This is a genomic window from Kitasatospora saccharophila (assembly GCF_039529925.1).
Lineage (GTDB): Bacteria > Actinomycetota > Actinomycetes > Streptomycetales > Streptomycetaceae > Kitasatospora > Kitasatospora saccharophila.
In genome coordinates this window covers 32592-48350 of the sequence record NZ_BAAANS010000026.1, presented here as the reverse complement: position 1 = coordinate 48350, position 15759 = coordinate 32592, and the positions used below count along the sequence as shown (strand labels likewise).

The following is a 15759-nucleotide window of genomic DNA, read 5'->3' as shown; positions in this document are numbered from 1 at the left end:
CATCGGCGAGGCTGAGGGACCGGCCCGCTGGATCGACCAGGGACAGGAGTGGTCAGCGTGACCGTCGTGGGGCCCTTCGGGCTGAGCGTGCAGGACCGCGATCTGACCCGTGACGTCCAGGCGGGGATGGAGGCCGTGGAGGCCGCCCTGATCGAGGCCGTCAAGAGCGACGTGCCCTTCATCACGGTGACCGCCAGCCACCTGATCGAGGCCGGGGGCAAGCGGTTCCGGCCGCTGCTGGTGATGCTCGCCGCGCAGTTCGGCGACCCCGCGGCGCCCGGCGTGGTGCCCTCCGCGGTGGTGGTCGAGCTGACCCACCTCGCGACGCTTTACCACGACGACGTGATGGACGAGGCCCCGGTGCGGCGCGGCGCGCCCAGCGCCAACAGCCGGTGGGACAACTCGGTGGCCATCCTCACCGGCGACTTCCTGTTCTCCCGCGCCTCGCAGGTGCTCTCCGACCTCGGCACCGAGGCCGTCCGGATCCAGTCCGACGCCTTCGAGCGCCTGGTCACCGGCCAGATCCTGGAGACCGCCGGGCCGCGCCCCGAGGACGACCCGCTGCACCACTACCTGGACGTCATCTCCGGCAAGACCGGCTCGCTGATCGCGGTGGCCTGCCGCTTCGGCGCCCTGATGTCCGGCGCCGAGCGCTGGATCGTCGACCTGCTCACCCAGTACGGCGAGCGGATCGGCACCGCCTTCCAGCTCGCCGACGACGTCCTGGACGTCGCCAGCGACGGCCACGAGTCCGGCAAGACCCCCGGCACCGACCTGCGCGAGGGCGTCCCCACCCTGCCGGTGCTGGTGCTGCGCCAGCTGCCCCCCGACCCGGCGGACCCCGAGGACGCCCGGCTGCGCGAACTGCTCGACACCGACCTGGCCGCCGACGACGCCGCGCACGCCGAGGCGCTGCGCCTGCTGCGCCGCCACCCGGCGCTGGAGCGGGCCCGCCGCGACACGCTGCGCTACGCCGAGGAGGCCCGGGCGCTGCTCGACCCGCTGCCCGACTGCCCGGCGAAGGCCGCCCTGCAGGAGCTCTGCGACACGGTGGCGATCCGCACCATGTAGCGGCCGCGGTCCGGCTCCCGGTCCGGCGCGCGCTAGGGTCAGTGCCATGTTGCGCGTGGTGATCGCCGAGGACTCCGTGCTGCTCCGGGAGGGGCTGACACGGCTGCTGACGGACCGTGGGATGGAGGTCGTGGCGGGGGTCGGGGACGGCGCCGCCCTGGTGCGGACGATCGACGAGCTGCACGGCGCGGGGGCCCTGCCCGACGTCGTGGTGGCGGACGTCCGGATGCCGCCGACGCACACCGACGAGGGCGTCCGGGCCTGCGTGGAACTGCGCGGCCGCTACCCGCGGTTGGGGGTGCTGGTGCTCTCCCAGCACGTCGAGGAGCAGTACGCGAGCGAACTGCTGGCTGGCTCCACCCGCGGGGTGGGCTACCTGCTCAAGGACCGGGTGGCCGAGGTCCGCGAGTTCGTCGACGCGGTGGCCCGGGTCGCCGACGGCGGCACCGCGCTCGACCCGGAGGTGGTGCAGCAACTGCTCAGCCGCAGCCGCCAGGTCGACACGCTGGCCGGTCTGACGCCCCGTGAGCGCGAGGTGCTGGGGCTGATGGCGGAGGGCCGGACCAACGCGGCGATCGCCAAGCAACTGGTGGTGTCGGACGGGGCGGTCGAGAAGCACGTGTCGAACATCTTCCAGAAATTGGGTTTGAGCCAGAGCCAGGGCGATCACCGGCGGGTTCTCGCGGTCCTCGCCTACCTGGAGTCCTGACCCCGCTCCGGCCGCCGGAACGCTCTGCGCGAGTTCCCCTCCAGCCGTGCCCCGCCCGCTTAGGATGCCCTTGGTGCACCAGGCGGACGGGGGCACACCGGCTCACGCCCGCTGCTGGCTCCCCGACAGGAGGTCCGCGGCAGTGACCAGTCAGGTCGATCAGTCAGAAGCAGTGGACGGCTCGGACGGCGACGGCCCGGCCGTGCCGGCCCGGCCGGCGTCCGGGCCGGCGTCCGGACGGGCGGCCAAGCCGATCCGGCGGCTGGACCGGGTGATCATCCGCTTCGCGGGGGACTCGGGCGACGGCATGCAGCTCACCGGCGACCGGTTCACCTCGGAGACGGCGGCGTTCGGCAACGACCTCTCCACGCTGCCGAACTTCCCGGCCGAGATCCGGGCCCCCGCAGGCACCCTGCCGGGCGTCTCCAGCTTCCAGCTGCACTTCGCCGACCACGACATCCTCACCCCGGGCGACGCGCCCGACGTGCTGGTGGCGATGAACCCGGCGGCGCTGAAGGCCAACCTGGCGGACCTGCCGGCCGGCGCGGAGATCATCGTCAACACCGACGAGTTCACCAAGCGGGCGCTGGCGAAGGTCGGCTACGCCGCCTCCCCGCTGGAGGACGGCTCGCTGGAGGCGTTCCGGCTGCACCCGGTGCCGCTGACCACGCTGACCCTGGAGGCGCTCAAGGAGAGCGGCCTGGCCCGCAAGGACGCCGAGCGGGCGAAGAACATGTTCGCGCTCGGCCTGCTGTCCTGGCTGTACCACCGGCCCACCCACGGCACCGAGCTGTTCCTGCGGCAGAAGTTCGCCAAGAAGCCGGAGATCGCCGAGGCCAACGTGGCGGCGTTCCGGGCCGGTTGGAACTTCGGCGAGACCACCGAGGACTTCGCGGTCTCCTACGAGGTGCCGCCCGCCAAGCTCGCCCCCGGCACCTACCGCAACATCTCCGGCAACCTGGCGCTCTCCTACGGCCTGGTCGCCGCGGGGGAGCGCTCCGGCCTGCCGGTGTTCCTCGGCTCGTACCCGATCACCCCGGCCTCGGACATCCTGCACGAGCTGTCCAGGCACAAGGACTTCGGCGTCCGCACCTTCCAGGCCGAGGACGAGATCGCCGGCATCGGCGCGGCCCTGGGCGCGGCGTTCGGCGGCGCGCTGGGCGTCACCACCACCTCCGGCCCGGGCGTGGCGCTGAAGTCGGAGACCATCGGCCTGGCGGTGTCGCTGGAACTGCCGCTGCTGGTGGTCGACATCCAGCGCGGCGGCCCGTCCACCGGCCTGCCGACCAAGACCGAGCAGGCCGACCTGCTGCAGGCGATGTTCGGCCGCAACGGCGAGGCCCCGGTGCCGATCGTGGCGCCCGCGACGCCCGCCGAGTGCTTCGACGCGGCACTGGACGCGGCCCGGATCGCGCTCACCTACCGCACCCCGGTGTTCCTGCTCTCGGACGGCTACCTGGCCAACGGCTCCGAGCCGTGGAAGCTCCCGGAGGTCGACGAACTCCCGGACCTGCGCGTCGAGTTCGCCACCGAACCGAACGGCCCGGACGGCAGCTTCCGCCCCTACCAGCGCGACCCGCACACGCTGGCCCGCCCGTGGGCGGTGCCCGGCACGCCGGGCCTGGAGCACCGGATCGGCGGCATCGAGAAGCAGGACGGCACCGGCAACATCTCCTACGACCCGGCCAACCACGACTTCATGGTGCGCACCCGGCAGGCCAAGGTCGACAACATCTCCGTCCCGGACGTCGAGGTCGACGACCCGAGCGGCGCCGCCCGCGTCCTGGTGCTCGGCTGGGGCTCCACCTACGGCCCGATCACCGCCGCGGTGCGCCGGGTCCGGGCCGACGGCGGCCGGGTCGCCCAGGCCCACCTGCGCCACCTCAACCCGTTCCCGGCCAACCTCGGCGCGGTGCTGGAGCGCTACGAGCGGGTGATCGTCCCCGAGATGAACCTCGGCCAGCTCGCCCTGCTGCTGCGCGCCAGGTACCTCGTCGACGCCCAGTCCTACAACCAGGTCCGCGGCCTGCCGTTCAAGGCCGCCCAACTCGCCGACGTGCTGCACGCCGCACTCGGCAGCCTCGACGCGGAGGAGACCCGATGACCGACTTCCCCGCCCTGCGCCTGGTCCCCAAGGCGGACGGCCCGCAGTCCGCGAAGGACTTCAAGACCGACCAGGAGGTGCGCTGGTGCCCGGGCTGCGGCGACTACGCGATCCTGGCGGCCGTCCAGTCCTTCATGCCGGAGCTGGGCATCCGGCGCGAGAACACCGTCTTCGTGTCCGGGATCGGCTGCTCCTCGCGCTTCCCGTACTACATGAACACCTACGGGATGCACTCGATCCACGGCCGCGCCCCGGCGATCGCCACCGGCCTGGCCGCCTCCCGCCCCGACCTGTCGGTGTGGGTGGTCACCGGTGACGGCGACGCGCTCTCGATCGGCGGCAACCACCTGATCCACGCGCTGCGCCGCAACGTCAACCTGAAGATCCTGCTGTTCAACAACCGGATCTACGGGCTGACCAAGGGCCAGTACTCGCCCACCAGCGAGGTCGGCAAGATCACCAAGTCGACGCCGATGGGCTCGCTGGACGCCCCGTTCAACCCGCTCTCGCTGGCGATCGGCGCCGAGGCGAGCTTCGTGGCCCGCACCGTCGACTCCGACCGGCAGCACCTGCAGTCGGTGCTGCGGGCCGCCGCCCGGCACGAGGGCACCGCGCTGGTGGAGATCTACCAGAACTGCAACATCTTCAACGACGGCGCCTTCGAGGTCCTCAAGGAGCCGGGCACCCGCGACGAGGCGCTGATCCGGCTGGAGCACGGGCAGCCGGTGCTGGTCGGCGCCGAACGGCACGTGGTGCGCGACGCGGACGGCGAACTGCGGATCGCCCCCCGCTCCGAGGGCACCGCGATCGTCCACGACGCCCACGCGGCCAGCCCGGCCACCGCCTTCGCGCTGACCCGGCTGGCCGACGCGGACACCCTGCACCACACCCCGATCGGCGTGCTGCGCGACGTGGCCCGCCCGGTCTACGACACCCTGATGACCGAGCAGCTCGCCCGGGCCGAGGAGCAGCGCGGCCGCGGCGACCTGGGCCGGCTGCTGGCCGGGTCCAGCACCTGGACGGTGGAGGCTTAGCGGGGCCGAGCACCTCGCGCGGGGCCCGGGGGACGACCGTCCCCCGGGCCCCCGCGTTTCGCCCCATGTCAGGAGCCATATCCGAATTGGGAGATGACATCGCCGCGCGCGGGCCGCTACCTTTCGGATGACACGACAGCGTGCGGGTGAAGGGCAGGCCATGGCGGAGGGTTCGCGGGAGGCCAGGGTCGGACTCTGGAACGGCTTCGCGGCGTACGGGATGTGGGGGCTCTTCCCGCTGTTCTGGCCGCTGCTGGAGCCCGCCGGAGCGGTCGACATCCTGGCGAACCGGATGGTGTGGTCACTGGTCGCGGTCGCCGCGATGCTGCTGGTGCGCCGCCACTGGGCGTGGGTGCGGCCGCTGCTGCGCGAGCCCCGCCGACTGGCACTGCTGGCGCTGGCCGCCGTCACCGTCTCGATCAACTGGGGCGTCTACATCTGGGGCGTGAACTCCGGGCACGTGGTGGAGACCAGCCTCGGCTACTTCATCAACCCGCTGGTGACGATCGCCTTCGGGGTGCTGGTGCTGCGCGAGCGGCTGCGCCCGGCCCAGTGGGCGGCGGTCGGCGTGGGCGCCGGGGCCGTCCTGGTGCTGACGGTGGCCTACGGCCGGCCGCCGTGGATCGCGCTGGCCCTGGCGTTCTCGTTCGCCACCTACGGCCTGATCAAGAAGAAGGTGGGCCTGGGCGGCGCGGAGAGCCTCGCGGTGGAGAGCGCGGTGATGTTCCCGTTCGCGCTGGTGTTCCTGGTCTACCTGGGCGTGCGCGGCGAGGGCAGCTTCCTCACCGGCGGCTGGGGCCACAGCGCGCTGCTGGTGCTGAGCGGGGTGATCACGGCGGTGCCGCTGATGTGCTTCGGCGCGGCGGCGCTGCGGGTGCCGCTGACCACGCTCGGGCTGCTGCAGTACCTGGCGCCGGTGTCGCAGTTCCTGATCGGCGTCGCGGTGTTCCACGAGACGATGGCCCCGGCCCGCTGGGCGGGCTTCGCCCTGGTCTGGGTGGCCCTGGTGGTGCTGAGCGCGGACGCGCTGCGCCGGATCCGGGCCGAGCGCCGGCGGGTGCCGGTCCCCGTCCCGGTCGCCGGCTGAGCGGACGCCGGGCCGGGGATCAGAGCGCGGCCAGCTCGCGGGCCAGCCGGGTGCCGTCGCGGTGCCCGGTGAACTCGCGCGCGGCCGCCACCGCGGCGGCCCGGCGGCGGGGGGCGAGCAGGCCGCCGTGGGTGAGCGAGTCGACCGGGCGGCGGGTGCGCCACTCGTCCAGCGACCAGCGGGCGTACGGGCCGAACAGGGCCCGGGTCGGGTCGGCCAGGTCGGTGCGGGCGGGCACGGCGCTGCGGGCGCCGTTCAGCGCGACCTGGCCGTCGAGCCCGGCGCACACGTCCAGCCAGGCCAGCGCGCCGGAGCGGTTGCGGGCCCCGCGCGGCAGCGCGAAGGCGTCGACGCGGGACTGGAACAGGCCCTCGGTGCCGGGGGCGGCGCTCCAGCCGTAGTCGGTGCCCGGACGCAGGCCGAGGTCCTCGCGCAGCCAGCCGTCCGCCCAGTCCCCGGTGAACAGGTACCCGGCCCGGCCGGTGCCGAGCAGCCGGGCCGCGTCGGTCCAGTCCGCGTCCGGGGCGGGCGGCGCGGCGAGCGCCAGCAGCGCGTCCAGGGTGCGCAGCGCCTCGCCGGTGGCGGGCGCCCGCCAGGGGCCGCCGGGCTGCCAGAGGGCGGTGAAGGCGTCCGGGCCGTGCGCGGCCAGCAGGGCGTGCTCGGCCAGGTGCAGCACCTCGACGGGGCCGCCGACGGCGAGCGGGACGGTACCGGTGGCCGCGACCCGCCGCAGCCGGTCCAGCAGCGCGGCGGCGCCCCGGGGCGGGACGCCGGCCCCGGCCCCGGCCAGCACCTGCGGGTTGCTCCACAGCAGGTTGGTGCGCCGGGCCCCGGCCGCGACGGCCAGCAGGGCCCCGCCCGGACGCAGCCGGGGCAGCAGGGCCGCGGGCAGCGCCGAACTCCAGCCGCGGGCCCCGGCCCGGGCGTCCAGCGGCTCCAAGTAGGGGGCGAGCTCGGCGAGTTCGGCGCCGCCGGAGCACCGGAAGCTGTCCGGGGGCGGGCCGTCGGCGAGCCGCGCCGCGAGGTCCGTGCCGGACGGGTTGGAGCCGTCCCCGGCGACGAAGGTGACGTTCGGGGCACTGCCCTTCAACGCCGCCAGCAGCGCCTGCAGGCCGTTGCGCTCCGGCCCCGACGTCCAGTCGGTGGAGACCTCCAGCAGACCCGAGGGCCCCTCCGCCGGACTCGCCGCCGCCGACCCGTACCTGGCCAGCGCGGTGGCGCCCAGGGCGGCCAGGGCACCCAGCAGCACCCGGCGGCGGCGGATCGGCACGGCACTCCCAGCGGGGTCGGACGAACGGGCGGGCGAACGGCGGACGAACGGTCCGCGGCGGCCCACCATCCCACCGTCCGCCCCGAGCCCGCGTCAAGGGCCGGGGACGGCCGGCGGGTCAGGGGCGCGGCACCGGTGAAGAACGCCTCCTCGGGATCTCCTCAACCGGACTCCCGGACTGCTAACGTCCGTGCTGCGCGACCCGGCCGCAGCTGTCCCGGCGCGCGGGAGGAACTCCGATGGTGCACCTCGCCCGGCCCCAGCTCCGCCGCGTTCCCGCGGTGCGACGGGAAGCCTGCGGGTCGCAGGGCGGGGAACTGCGCATCGTCCGCCCGCCCGGCCTCCCCGCGGTGATCCGCTGGCAGCCCGCCGGGGGCGAACCCGTCGACCTCCTCCCGCCCTACCGCCTCGACCGGGTCGAACTGCGCCACTCCCACCGGGCCCGCCTGCACGGCCTGACCGCGGGCGTCCGCCTGGTCACCGCGGGCTGGTCCCCGCTCTTCCTGGTGCCCCCCGCCGACCTCCCGGCCCTCGCCCTGGCGGCGGCCTCCACGCAGGCCCGATAGCAGAGGAAAGCGAAACCAGGGGCTCGGGGAACGGCGAGGCCGTGGCTGCTGACGGTTCACTGCCGCCCAGCGCGTGAGCTTCGGGTTCTGTTCACTACACGCAGCAGCACGGACACATCGATGGGCTCCGGCCACCAGCAGCATCGACCCGCCGTTCCCCGGGCCCCTGAATGCCCTTCTCGCCGTTCGTCAGTTGCGGGCGGCCTTCTGCAGCGTCTCCGGGGTGACCGCGCCGAGGTAGATCCGGCCGTCGTCGGTGACCAGGGCGTTGACGATGCGGGTGGAGACCAGGGTGCCGCCGTCGACGTGGCGGCCGGCGAACTTGGCGAGGGCCCCCGCGGCGTCGGCGCCCGCGTCGCCGTGCAGGACCGTGGTCCAGCCCTCGCCGATCGCGGCGGCGCCGCCGTCGTTCGCGGCGGGGCGCTCGGGCAGGGCGGAGGAGAGCGGGCCGGCCGAGAACGCGTCGGCGCCGGCCTCGGTGACCTCGGTGCCCTTGGGGGCGGCGAACCGGAACGTCCCGGCGTCGGGCTTGGCGTAGGAGAGGGTGCCGAAGCGGACGTCGAGCGCGGTCGCGCCGTCCACCGTGCGGACCTGGACGGCCAGTGGCACGCCCTTCTCCGCGTCGATCGAGATCCGCACCTCCTGGATGGTGGAGCCGGCCTGCTTCGGCTTGACGCTGAGCCGGTACGCGTCGTGCCCGGCGACCCGCTCGGTGCCGCCGACGGTGACGTCGGTGGTCGCCGAGGACTCCGCGAGGAAGCGCCCGGCGACCTCCTGCGGGGTGAAGGAGTCGATCCCGGAGGGGCGTTCGTGCCCGGCGGCCGCGGGGGCGGTGTAGTGCAGCGCCTGCCGGGAGGCGCGGTCGTAGGCCCACAGCTGGGTGCCGTCGTGGAGGAGCTCGTACCCGGAGCCGTCGCCCGCCAGGACGACCTTCTGCCGGTCGGGCCCGTCCGCGGCGACGCTCAGGGTGTGCGAGCCGCCGAGCAGTTCGACGGCCTTCAGCTGCGGGGCGGCGCCGCCGACCTCCGCGCCGGCGCCGCGGGCCAGCCGCCCGAGCGGCCCGGAGCCGCCCGCGGCGTCGGTGAGGGCGGTGGGCAGGCCGAGGTCGGCGCTGATCCGGACGGTGCCGGAGAAGGTGTCGGTGTCCGCCGCGAGGGCCTTGGCGACGAGGTCCTGGGCGCTGATCGCGGGCAGGTCGGGCGCCTCGTCGCTGGCGAGCGCGGGCACCAGGCCGATGCCGGTGGCGACGGCGGCGGCCACGGCCACCGGCACGCCCACCCGGACGGCGGCGCGCCGCTTCGGGGGCCGGGTGCCCGGCGCGGTCGGCTCGGGCGGTGCGATGCGGATCGGCGCCGTGTCCTGTGCTGCGGTGGAGTCGTGGTCCATGACCGCCCCCTGATCGAGTGCCTGTGCGCTGTCACCGTCCATTAGAAGCCGTCCTGGCCGTGCGGGCGTCGCCCGGGGGCAGCAGATCCGGGTACGCCTCGCGTCGCATCCGGTGCGCGGCGACCCTGAGACGCCATCAGGGTCGGTTAGTCCCAAGGGGCTACGCCTCTCGCGTAGGGTCGGGCCCATGAGTCCTCAGTCCCCGTCCGTGCCCCCGGCCGCGTCCGTGCCCGCCGCCCCGACCGCGACCGCGATGCGGCGGGCGCTGCGCCGGGCCAGGGACGGCGTGGCGCTGGACGCGGCGGAGGGCGCGGTGCTGCTGCAGGCCCGCGGCGCGGACCTCGCCGAGCTGTGCGCGACCGCCGCCCGGGTCCGGGACGCGGGCCTGGAGCAGGCGGGCCGCCCGGGCGTCATCACGTACTCGCGCAAGGTGTTCATCCCGCTCACCCGGCTGTGCCGGGACCGCTGCCACTACTGCACCTTCGTCACCGTCCCCGGCAAGCTCCGCAAGGACGGGCACGGGATGTACCTGTCCCCGGACGAGGTGCTGGACATCGCCCGCAAGGGCGCCGAACTCGGCTGCAAGGAAGCCCTGTTCACGCTCGGCGACCGCCCCGAGACCCGCTGGCCCGAGGCCCGCGAGTGGCTGGACGCGCACGGCTACGACGACACCCTGGCGTACGTGCGGGCGATGGCCGTGCGGGTGCTGGAGGAGACCGGGCTGCTGCCGCACCTCAACCCGGGCGTGCTGTCCTGGACGGACTTCCAGCGGCTCAAGCCGGTCGCCCCGTCGATGGGCATGATGCTGGAGACCACCGCCGTCCGCCTCTGGTCGGAGCCCGGCGGCCCGCACCACGGCTCGCCCGACAAGGAGCCGGCCGTCCGGCTGCGGGTGCTGGAGGACGCCGGGCGCAGCGCGGTGCCGTTCACCACCGGCGTGCTGATCGGCATCGGCGAGACGTACCTGGAGCGGGCCGAGTCGCTGCTGGCGATCCGCTCGGTCTCCCGCGCCTACCAGGGCGTGCAGGAGGTGATCGTGCAGAACTTCCGGGCCAAGCCGGACACCGCGATGCGCGCCATGCCGGACGCCGAGCTGTCCGAGCTGGCCGCGGCGGTGGCGGTGGCCCGGCTGGTGCTCGGCCCGTCCGCCCGGATCCAGGCCCCGCCGAACCTGGTGGACGAGGAGTACGCGCTGCTGATCGGCGCGGGCATCGACGACTGGGGCGGCGTCTCCCCGCTGACGCCCGACCACGTCAACCCGGAACGCCCCTGGCCGCACGTCGAAGAGCTGGCCGAACGCACCGCCGCCGCCGGGTTCGCGCTGCGCGAGCGGTTGACGATCTACCCCGAGTACCTCAAGCGCGGCGAGCCCTGGCTGGACCCGCGCCTGCTGCCGCACGTCCGGGCGCTGGCCGACCCGGCCACCGGCCTGGCCGTCGAGGGCCGGACCCCGGTCGGCCTGCCCTGGCAGGAGCCGGACGAGCCGATGACCGGCGGCGGCCGCACCGACCTGTTCCGCACCGTCGACACCGAGGGCCGCACCGGCGACCGCCGCACCGACTTCGACGACGTCTACGGCGACTGGGAGTCGCTGCGCGAACGGGCCGCGCTGCCCGCCCCCCGCCGGATCGACGCGGACGTGCGCTCCGCGCTCTCCACCGCCGCCGACGACCCGACCCGGCTGACCGACGACCAGGCCCTGGCCCTGTTCCACGCCGACGGCGACGCCCTGGACGCGCTCACCCGGATCGCCGACGAGCTGCGCCGCGACACCGTCGGCGAGGACGTCACCTACTGCGTCACCCGGAACATCAACTTCACCAACGTCTGCTACACCGGCTGCCGGTTCTGCGCCTTCGCCCAGCGCCGCACCGACGCCGACGCCTACACCCTCTCGCTGGAGCAGGTCGCCGAGCGGGCCGAGCAGGCGTGGCAGGTCGGCGCGACCGAGGTGTGCATGCAGGGCGGCATCCACCCGGACCTGCCGGGCACCGCGTACTTCGACATCGCCCGGGCCGTGAAGGAGCGGGTGCCCGGCATCCACGTGCACGCCTTCTCGCCGATGGAGGTGGTCAACGGGGCCACCCGCACCGGCCTGTCGGTCCGCGACTGGCTGGCCGCCGCGCGGGAGGCCGGACTGGACTCGATCCCCGGCACCGCCGCGGAGATCCTCGACGACGAGGTCCGCTGGATCCTCACCAAGGGCAAGCTGCCCGCCGCGACCTGGGTCGAGGTGGTCACCGCCGCGCACGAGCTGGGCATCCGCTCCTCCTCGACGATGATGTACGGCCACGTCGACACCCCGAGGCACTGGCTCGGCCACCTGCGGCTGCTCGCCGGGCTCCAGCAGCGCACCGGCGGGTTCACCGAGTTCGTCACGCTGCCGTTCGTGCACACCAACGCGCCGGTCTACCTGGCGGGCATCGCCCGGCCCGGCCCGACCGCCCGCGACAACCGGGCGGTCACCGCGATGGCCCGGCTGCTGCTGCACCCGCACATCACCAACATCCAGACCAGCTGGGTGAAGCTGGGCGCCGAGGGCGCCGCCGAGATGCTCCGCAGCGGTGCCAACGACCTCGGCGGCACGCTGATGGAGGAGACCATCTCCCGGATGGCGGGCTCCTCCTGGGGCTCCTACAAGTCGGTCCGCGACCTGGAGGCGATCGCCGCGCTGGCCGGCCGCCCGGCCCGCCAGCGCACCACCCTGTACGGCGAGGTGCCCGCCGAGCGCCGCGCGGCCGCGCTGGCCTCCGACGGGCACCTGCCCCGGCTGCTGCCGCTGGCCGACTAGCCGACCAGCAGGTTCCGGCGCAGCTGCTCCGCGTTCACGCCCAGACCCTTCTTCAGGTAGGCGTCGAAGCTGCCGTAGCGGGTCTTCACCTCGTCGAAGCCCGCCGCCAGGTACTCGGGGCGGACGTCCAGCAGCGGCTGGTACACCGCCTGGTAGGCGGGCGGCAGCTGGGCCAGGGCGGCCGCGTTGGCCTGCGCCCGGTAGGTGTTGGACGCCAGGTAGTCGGCCCGCACGGTCTCCTGCGGCACGCCGAGCGCGGTGAGTAGGGCGGCCGCGCCCCAGCCTGTGCGGTCCTTGCCCGCGGTGCAGTGGAACAGCACCGCGCCGCGGTCGTCGGCGGCGCCCAGCAGCTGCGCGTAGGCGGCGCGGGCGCTGTCGGCGGAGACCATGGTGCGCTCGCCGAGGACCATCATGTCGACGGCGGCCTGCGGGCTGGTGACGTTGAACTGGCCGGTGTCGGCGGCGCCCAGCACGTTCGCGGTGATCGCCTTCGCGCCCGCCGGGAGCCGGTCCGGGGCGGCCTGCCGCTCGGCCGGGGTGCGCAGGTCGAAGACGGTCCGGACGCCCAGCCGGCGCAGCTTGGCCAGGTCCTCGTCGGTCAGCTTGGACAGGTCGTCCGAGCGGTACACCTGCCCGAGCTTCACCCAGCGGCCGTCCGCGGTCCGGTAGCCGCCCAGGTCGCGGAAGTTGGGGGCGGAGGCCAGGTGCAGCGAGCGGTCGGCGACGACCAGCGGCGCGCCCCGGTCCGGCACCAGCTCGAAGTACCAGCGGTCGGCCGCGCCGAGCCCGGAGACGGTGACGGTGGCGCTGCCCGCGCCGGAGGCGACGGCCCGGCGGTGCGCCACGTGCTCCGGGTCGGTGCCCGCGTACACGGTGACGTGCCGGGCGCCGGGGGCGGTCCAGCTGAGGGCGAAGCTGCCGTCGGCCTGCTGCACGGCGGTGGCGGCGGTGAACGGGATCGCGTGCGCCGAGTGCTGCGCCGAGTTGGCGGACGGGGCCGCGAGGGCGGGGGTGGCGAGGGCGGGGACGGTGACGGTCAGCGCGGCGGTGAGGGCGGCCGCGGCGATCAGCCGGGTGCGGGGGGAGCTCATGGACGCCGACCGTAGGCACACCGACCAGGTGCCCGGTGACCTGCGGATGTCGGCCCGGCCAAGGACGGTTGAACGAATCGATGTTCGGTGCGGACCGCCTTTTCGCGCGGCTCTTCGAATAAGGTGCGTCTACTGCCCGAGCACCCGTCCCGGGCGCCCGACCGTGCCGCCGACCGAAAGGGTTCCGCCTCGTGATGCCTCTGTGGTCACGCGCCCAGCAGCAGGACTTCCGCAGCCGGGTCCGGGGCTGTCTGCTCGGCGGGGCGATCGGCGACGCCCTCGGCGGCGGCATCGAGTTCGAGCAGCTGGACCAGATCCGCGCGGCGCACGGCGAGGCCGGGGTGACCGGTTACGTCCCCGCCTACGGGCGGCGCGGCGCGATCACCGACGACACCCAGATGACCCTGTTCACCGTCGACGGCCTGATCCGCTCCCACATCAGCCGCGACGGCGGCGCCTGGCACCCGCCGTCCGACGTGCACCGCGCCTACCTGCGCTGGTACGCCACCCAGCAGGACTGGGGCCCGGACGAGCGCCGCGAGGACCTGGGCTGGCTCGGCCGCGAGGAGTGGCTGTACGCCCGCCGCGCCCCCGGCCAGGCCTGCCTGTCCGGCCTGGCCGGCACCGAGAACGGGCCGCTGCCCACCGTCGAGGAGCCGCGCAACCCGGCCTCCAAGGGCTGCGGCACCGTGATGCGGGCCGCCCCGTTCGGACTGCTCACCGCCTGGGACCCGGCCCTGGTCTTCCAGCTCGCCGTCGAGTGCTCGGTGCTGACCCACGGCCACCCCACCGGCTACCTGTCCGCCGGGGCGTTCGCGGTGATCGTCCACGCGGTGGCCCGCGGCGGCACCCTGGAGGAGGGCGTGCACCTGGCGCTGGCCCTGCTCTCCGAGCGCGCCGGCCACGAGGAGACCACCGCCGCGCTGCGCGCCGCGCTGGACGCCGTCCGGGCCGGGGCGCCGTCCCCCGAGCGGGTCGAGGAGCTCGGCGAGGGCTGGGTGGCCGAGGAGGCGCTCGCCATCGGCCTGTACTGCGCGCTGGTCGCCGAGGACGTCCGCAGCGGCCTGCTGCTGGCCGTCAACCACTCCGGCGACAGCGACTCCACCGGTTCGATCTGCGGCAACCTGCTGGGCGCCCTGCACGGCGAGACCGCCCTCCCGCCGGAACTGCTGGCCGAGGTCGAGGGCCGCGGCGCCATCCTGGAACTCGCCGACGACCTGGTGCTGGAACTGCTGCACGGCCCCGAACTGCACGGCACCGGAGCCTGGTCCGACCGCTACCCCGCGCCGAGCGGGAGCTGACGCCGGACGCGAAGGTGCCCGCCGCGCGGGAAGCGGCGGGCACCTTCGTTTCGGGCCGGGGGCGGGCACCCTCACGTGGCGGTGGGAAGGCTCAGACCTCGCCGAAGCGGCCCGCACCGGCCGCCGTGGCGAACGCCGCCCAGGACGCGCCGGTGAAGCGCAACTGCGGGCCCTTCGGGTCCTTGGAGTCCCGGACCGCGATCGAGGCCGAACCCGGCAGCGCGATCTCTACGCAGGCGCCGTTGCCCCCGCTGTAGCTGCTCTTGCGCCAGCTAAGGCTCTCGGTGGCCTTGCTCATTTCATGAACTCCTCTGCGATGTCGATGATCATCGACCGGCTCTCCACGACGCTCAGCGCCGCGGCCCTCAAGTGGTCGTAGAGATTGGTATAGCGGCGGACGTCGGCGTCCTTCTCCAGGTAGAGATCGCTCGTCACTCCTTCGAAGTAGACGACCGTGGAATCCGCTGACTCCGGGAACTCCAGCAAGGAGAATGTCCCGGTCATGCCGGGGTGGGAGCCGTGCGAGAACGGGATCACCTGCAGGTTGATGTTCGCCCGCTCGCCCAACTCGACGAGTTGCCGCAACTGCTCGGCCATCACGGCCCTCCCGCCGACCTGGCGGCGCAGCACGGCCTCGTCTATGACGACCCACAGGCTGCCCAACTGGTCCTCGCCGTGGATCCGGTGCTGCCGCTTCAGCCGGACGTCCACCCGGCGGCGGATCGCGGTCGGGTCGGTGTCCGGCTGGGTGCCCGCCACCACGGCCTCCGCGTACTCGCGGGTCTGCAGCAGCCCCGGCACGAACGAGGACTCGTAGGCCCGGATCGAGGACGCCTCCGCCTCCAGGCCGATGTACACGCTGTACGGGATGTCCCCGAACTCGTGCCACCAGCCGCGCTGGCGCGACTCCTTGGCCATCTCCATCAGCCCGGCGCGGACCCGCTCGTCCTCGACCTCGTAGACGTCGCACAGGTCGCGCACGTCGCGCTGGCTGATCGAGCGGCGGCCGTTCTCCAGCCGACTGATCTTCGACTGGGAGACCATCAGGCGGCCGGCCACCTCTTCGGCGGTCATCCCCCTGAGCTCGCGCAGACGCCGCAGTTCGGCACCGAGCCTACGGCGGCGAACCGTCGGATTCACGCTGGCGGACACATCGACCTCCGGCCCTACTACGGGCAACAGTGCGGTAATTGGTACCAACCCCCCTGACGCTGAGCAGCATGCCACTTCAACTGCGGTTCGTGCCCGGGAATCGCGGCAGCGCAGTAGAACAGATCGTTTGAAAATAGCTCAATCGGGATTCGCCCGCTTGCATTCGGCGCGCCTACCCGATAAAGGGGATCCGGTGC

General features: G+C 74.1%; 13 protein-coding genes. 8 read left to right on the top strand and 5 right to left on the bottom strand.

The window, feature by feature from the left end:
• Positions 1–57: 57 nt before the first annotated feature.
• The 5 genes from ABD345_RS19950 (at position 58) to rarD (ending at position 6005) form a co-directional block, all read left to right on the top strand.
• Positions 58–1071: a polyprenyl synthetase family protein gene (locus ABD345_RS19950; protein WP_344553707.1), complete on the top strand. Its 1014-nt coding sequence runs from the start codon at positions 58–60 to the stop codon at positions 1069–1071.
• A 49-nt stretch (positions 1072–1120) separates the two neighbouring features.
• Complete coding sequence (locus tag ABD345_RS19945) at positions 1121–1780, top strand: LuxR C-terminal-related transcriptional regulator (protein ID WP_344553779.1); 660 nt, start codon at positions 1121–1123, stop codon at positions 1778–1780.
• Between the two features lie 202 nt (positions 1781–1982).
• The gene (locus ABD345_RS19940; RefSeq protein WP_380276422.1) at positions 1983–3884 is read left to right on the top strand and encodes a 2-oxoacid:acceptor oxidoreductase subunit alpha; all 1902 of its coding nucleotides are present in this window, start codon (positions 1983–1985) and stop codon (positions 3882–3884) included.
• Positions 3881–4918, top strand: coding sequence for a 2-oxoacid:ferredoxin oxidoreductase subunit beta (locus tag ABD345_RS19935; protein ID WP_344553705.1), 1038 nt, complete (start codon positions 3881–3883; stop codon positions 4916–4918). The genes ABD345_RS19940 and ABD345_RS19935 overlap by 4 nt, the downstream gene beginning before the upstream one ends.
• Before the next feature lie 160 nt (positions 4919–5078).
• On the top strand, positions 5079–6005 hold the full coding sequence (gene rarD, locus ABD345_RS19930; RefSeq protein ID WP_344553778.1) for an EamA family transporter RarD: 927 nt from the start codon (positions 5079–5081) through the stop codon (positions 6003–6005).
• 19 nt (positions 6006–6024) lie between these two features.
• On the opposite strand, the gene ABD345_RS19925 is transcribed toward rarD, so the two are convergent.
• The gene (locus ABD345_RS19925) at positions 6025–7275 is read right to left on the bottom strand and encodes an extracellular solute-binding protein (protein ID WP_344553703.1); all 1251 of its coding nucleotides are present in this window, start codon (positions 7273–7275) and stop codon (positions 6025–6027) included.
• A gap of 239 nt (positions 7276–7514) precedes the next feature.
• Between ABD345_RS19925 and ABD345_RS19920 the strand changes: the two genes are divergently transcribed.
• Complete coding sequence (locus tag ABD345_RS19920; protein WP_344553702.1) at positions 7515–7841, top strand: hypothetical protein; 327 nt, start codon at positions 7515–7517, stop codon at positions 7839–7841.
• 189 nt (positions 7842–8030) lie between these two features.
• Here the strand turns inward: ABD345_RS19920 and ABD345_RS19915 are convergent, their stop codons facing one another.
• A complete protein-coding gene (locus ABD345_RS19915) occupies positions 8031–9227 on the bottom strand; it encodes a LolA family protein (protein ID WP_344553701.1) in 1197 nt (398 codons plus the stop codon).
• Positions 9228–9414: 187 nt separating this feature from the next.
• Between ABD345_RS19915 and ABD345_RS19910 the strand changes: the two genes are divergently transcribed.
• On the top strand, positions 9415–12018 hold the full coding sequence (locus ABD345_RS19910; RefSeq protein ID WP_344553700.1) for a bifunctional FO biosynthesis protein CofGH: 2604 nt from the start codon (positions 9415–9417) through the stop codon (positions 12016–12018).
• Here the strand turns inward: ABD345_RS19910 and ABD345_RS19905 are convergent.
• Positions 12015–13109 (bottom strand): tyrosine-protein phosphatase, encoded by a 1095-nt coding sequence (locus ABD345_RS19905; RefSeq protein WP_344553698.1) that lies wholly within the window; start codon positions 13107–13109, stop codon positions 12015–12017. The two genes, ABD345_RS19910 and ABD345_RS19905, sit on opposite strands and share 4 nt — an antisense overlap.
• Positions 13110–13303: 194 nt before the next feature.
• On the opposite strand from ABD345_RS19905, the gene ABD345_RS19900 reads away from it, so the two are divergent.
• A complete protein-coding gene (locus ABD345_RS19900) occupies positions 13304–14410 on the top strand; it encodes an ADP-ribosylglycohydrolase family protein (RefSeq protein ID WP_344553697.1) in 1107 nt (368 codons plus the stop codon).
• Positions 14411–14501: 91 nt separating this feature from the next.
• Here ABD345_RS19900 and ABD345_RS19895 read toward each other — a convergent pair whose 3' ends face one another.
• Positions 14502–14708 carry a DUF397 domain-containing protein gene (locus tag ABD345_RS19895; protein WP_344553695.1) on the bottom strand — a complete coding sequence of 69 codons (207 nt, stop codon included), beginning with the start codon at positions 14706–14708 and terminating at the stop codon, positions 14502–14504.
• Entirely contained in the window at positions 14705–15562 is an 858-nt protein-coding gene (locus tag ABD345_RS19890; protein WP_344553693.1) for a helix-turn-helix domain-containing protein, read from the bottom strand. The genes ABD345_RS19895 and ABD345_RS19890 overlap by 4 nt, the downstream gene beginning before the upstream one ends.
• Positions 15563–15759 lie beyond the last annotated feature (197 nt).